This window comes from Nioella sp. MMSF_3534, from assembly GCF_030732985.1.
In the GTDB taxonomy this organism is placed as follows: domain Bacteria; phylum Pseudomonadota; class Alphaproteobacteria; order Rhodobacterales; family Rhodobacteraceae; genus Nioella.
Map to the genome: position 1 here is coordinate 1 of NZ_JASHJX010000093.1, position 3,836 is coordinate 3,836.

4 protein-coding genes are annotated in these 3,836 nt (G+C 63.4%); all 4 read left to right on the plus strand.

The genetic code is table 11. The annotated features are described in order from the left end of the window. Positions 1-1,008, plus strand: a 1,008-nt coding sequence (locus RBB16_RS20435) for a carbon-nitrogen hydrolase family protein (RefSeq protein WP_306047875.1), incomplete at its 5' end; no start/stop codon positions are given. A gap of 17 nt (positions 1,009-1,025) precedes the next feature. Then, positions 1,026-2,150, plus strand: coding sequence for a cupin domain-containing protein (locus RBB16_RS20440; RefSeq protein WP_306047876.1), 1,125 nt, complete (start codon positions 1,026-1,028; stop codon positions 2,148-2,150). A 16-nt stretch (positions 2,151-2,166) separates the two neighbouring features. Beyond that, positions 2,167-3,084: a fumarylacetoacetate hydrolase family protein gene (locus RBB16_RS20445; protein WP_306047877.1), complete on the plus strand. Its 918-nt coding sequence runs from the start codon at positions 2,167-2,169 to the stop codon at positions 3,082-3,084. A gap of 1 nt (position 3,085) precedes the next feature. After that, the coding region (locus RBB16_RS20450; protein ID WP_306047878.1) for an Asp/Glu racemase at positions 3,086-3,836 on the plus strand (751 nt) is incomplete at its 3' end.

Sequence of the window (3,836 nt, forward strand, 5' to 3'; positions counted from 1 at the left end):
TTCACCGCTGCCGCCGTGCAGGCGAGTCCGGTCTTTCTGGATGCGCGCAAGACGGCGCAGAAGGCGGTTGACCTGATTGCCGAGGCGGCGGGAAACGGGGCGGCGCTGGTGGTGTTCCCCGAGGTGTTCATTCCCGGTTACCCCTATTGGAACTGGATTACTGACCCGGTCACAGGCGGGGCGTGGTTCGAGAAGCTGGTGCGCGCATCGGTCTTTGCGGATGGGCCGGAAATCGGCGTGATCCGCGACGCGGCCAGGGCCCATGGTTGCCATGTGGTGATCGGTCTGAACGAACGCAGCCCGGTATCCCTGGGCGCGCTTTACAACACGCTGCTCTTTATCGGGCCGGATGGCGCCATCATCGGCAAGCACCGCAAGCTGGTGCCGACCTGGGCCGAAAAACTGACCTGGGCGGGCGGGGATGGGTCGAGCCTTAAGGTCTATGACACCGCGATTGGCCCGCTTGGGGGGTTGGCCTGCGGGGAAAACACCAACACGCTGGCCCGGTTTGCCCTGCTGGCTCAGGGCGAACTGGTGCATACGGCCAGCTATATCTCGCTGCCCGTCGCGCCCAAGGATTACGACATGGCCGAAGCCATCAAGCTGCGCAGCATGTCGCACAGTTTTGAGGGCAAGGTCTTTACGGTGACCGCCACCTCGACCGTGTCGGAAGAGATCATCGCGGCGATGGAAGAGATCCGTCCCGATGCGCGCGCGCTGCTGCAACGCAAATCCAGCGCCTATTCCGGGGTCATCGGCCCCGACGGGCGTGAAGTGGTGCCGGGCCTGATCGATGACGAGGGCATCGTCTATGCCGAGATCGACCTCGGGAAATGCATCCAGCCCAAGCAGATGCATGACATCACCGGCCACTACAACCGGTTCGACATCTTCAACCTCACGGTGAACCAGCGGCCCCAGGCCCCGGTCACGCTCTCGGGCCAGCCCGCCGCCGTTCCCCCGCAATCCGACGAGGCGGCAGAGACCACCGCCCCCGACGCCGAATAATCCGAAGGAGGCTATCCATGGCACAGACCGAAATCAGGCCCGAAGACGATATCCTTGGCCGCGCCCGCGTGCGCGACACGCCGGAGCTTGAGGCCTATTACGAAGACCTTGCGCAGATCGAGACCGGGGCGCTCTGGACCGTTGCGAACGATATCGAACCGTGGGAGCCGACGCCGAAATCGGCCCCCGTCCACTGGAAATGGGCCGATCTGCGGCGCGAGGTGTTGCGCGCCATTGATCTGGTCCGGCCAGAGGATGCGGGGCGGCGGGTCGTCTACCTGCGCAACCCGCAACGCAAGGATGTCAGCGCCGCCTGTGGCTGGCTCTTTTCCGGCATCCAGACCATGAAGGCGGGCGAACGGGCCCCGGCGCATCGCCACGCGGCCTCGGCCCTGCGGTTCATCATGGAAGGGTCGGGCGCCTATACGATCGTCGATGGCCACAAGGTGGAACTTGGCGCGAATGATTTCGTGCTGACCCCGAATGGCACCTGGCATGAACACGGTATCCGCGAGGACGGCACCACCTGCATCTGGCAGGACGGTCTGGATATTCCCCTGACCAATTGCCTTGAGGCGAATTTCTACGAGGTTCACGCGGATGACTACCAGACCACGGACCTGCCGTGGAACGGCAGCCCCGCAACCTATGGCGGCCCCGGCCTGCTGCCGCAAACGGACAAGTGGGACAAGCCCTACTCGCCGCTGCTGAAATATTCCTGGGAGCCGACCTACGAGGCGCTGCTGCGCTACGCGAAGGTCAGCGATGGTTCGCCCCATGACGGGCTGATCCTGCGCTACACCAACCCGCAGACCGGCGGCCACCCGATGCTGACCATGGGGGCCAGCATGCAGATGCTGCGCCCGTCGCAGCATACCAAGGCGCATCGCCATACCGGCAACGTGATCTATCACGTGGCCAAGGGGCAGGGCTACTCGATCATCGGCGGCAAGCGCTTCGACTGGTCCGAGCACGATATCTTCTGCGTCCCGCCCTGGACCTGGCACGAGCACTGCAACACCCAGGAGCGCGATGATGCCTGCCTGTTCTCGTTCAACGACTTCCCGGTGATGGAGAAGCTCGGCTTCTGGGCGGAACAGGCGCTCGTGGACAATGACGGCCATCAGATCGTCGCAGGCTGAAAACGAAGGAAAAGCAATGAAACTCGTTACTTATCGCGATAGCTCTGCCGGAGAAGGACGCCTTGGCGTCGTCGTCGATGGACAGGTCGTGGATGTGGAATGGCTGGGCGATGCAGTGGGAGAGGCGCTGCCGGACAACATGCTCGATCTGATCGACATGGGGCCAGATGCGTTGGCCGCGATCACCCGTGCGTTGGATGCGACCAATGCCGCGCGGCCTGCCGGGCTTGCGGTGCCAGAGGAAAACGTGCGTTTGCTGGCGCCGATCCCGCGCCCGCGCAAGAACATCTTCGGGATCGGGCTGAACTACGTGGAACATGTGGCGGAATCCGCGAAGTCGCTGGACACGTCCAAGGACCTGCCGAAAGAGCCGGTGGTCTTCTCCAAACCACCCACCAGCGTGATCGCCACGGGCGAGGGCATCCAGCACAACGCCGAAATGACCCAGCAACTCGACTGGGAGGTCGAACTGGCGGTCATCATCGGCAAGCGCGCCACAAGGATCGCCAAGGAGGGCGCGATGAGCCATGTCTTCGGCTATTCCGTGATCAACGATGTCTCGGCCCGCGACAACCGCCGCGCGGGGCAGTGGATCTTCTCCAAGGGTCAGGACACGTTCTGCCCGTTCGGCCCGGCGATCATCACCGCCGACGATGTGCCGGACCCCCACAACCTCGACCTCTGGCTGACCAAGAATGGCGAGGAAAAGCAGCGCTCGAACACCAGGCATCTGCTCTTCGATATCCCGACCCTGATTGCCGACATCTCCTCTGGCATCACGCTGGAACCGGGCGACATCATCGCCACCGGCACACCCGCAGGCGTCGGCGCGGGCCGCGATCCGCAGGAATGGATGTGGCCCGGCGATGTCATCGAATGCGGCGTCGAGGGCATCGGCGTGCTGCGCAACCCGGTTGTGAAGATCGGGGGCTGAGATGGGCGTTTCGCTGGACAACATGCACAAGACCATTCGGATCGGGCAGATCGTTCCGTCATCGAACCTGACGATGGAACGCGAGATCCCCGCCATGCTGCGCGCCCGTGAAGCGCAGTTCCCCGAGCGCTTCTCGTTCCATTCCAGCCGGATGCGGATGAAGAAGGTCACCGCGGAAGAACTGAAGGCGATGGATTGCGACAGCGACCGCTGCGCGCTGGAACTGTCGGACGGGGCCGTCGATGTGATGGGCTACGCTTGCCTTGTCGCGATCATGTCGATGGGCAAGGGCTATCACCGCGAGAGCCAGGCGCGGCTGCACCAGGTGACGGTGGACAATGGCCACCCTGCGCCTGTGGTCTCTTCTGCCGGGGCGCTTGTGGACGGGCTGCACCTTATGGGCGCAAAACGTATCTCGATCATCACCCCCTATATGCGCCCGCTGACCAATATGGTGGCCGAGTATATCGAAGCCGAGGGCGTCGAGGTCTCCGACAGCATCGCGCTGGAAATCCCCGACAATCTGGAGGTCGCGGCCCAGGACCCGGCAAACCTGCTCGACATCTACAAACGGGTGAACCTCAAGAACATCGACGCGCTGGTCCTGTCGGCCTGTGTGCAGATGCCATCTCTCGCAGCCATTCAGAAGGTCGAAGACGACTGCGGCATCCCCGTGCTGTCCGCCTCCGTCGCAACAACACACCAGATGCTGAAATCACTGGGGCTGCGGGCCGAAGTCAAGAATTGCGGCC

Coding starts and splice junctions, on each gene's coding strand:
- RBB16_RS20440 (WP_306047876.1), top strand. CDS start 1,026: ATGGCACAGACCGAAATCAGGCCCGAAGACGATATCCTTGGCCGCGCC.
- RBB16_RS20445 (WP_306047877.1), top strand. CDS start 2,167: ATGAAACTCGTTACTTATCGCGATAGCTCTGCCGGAGAAGGACGCCTT.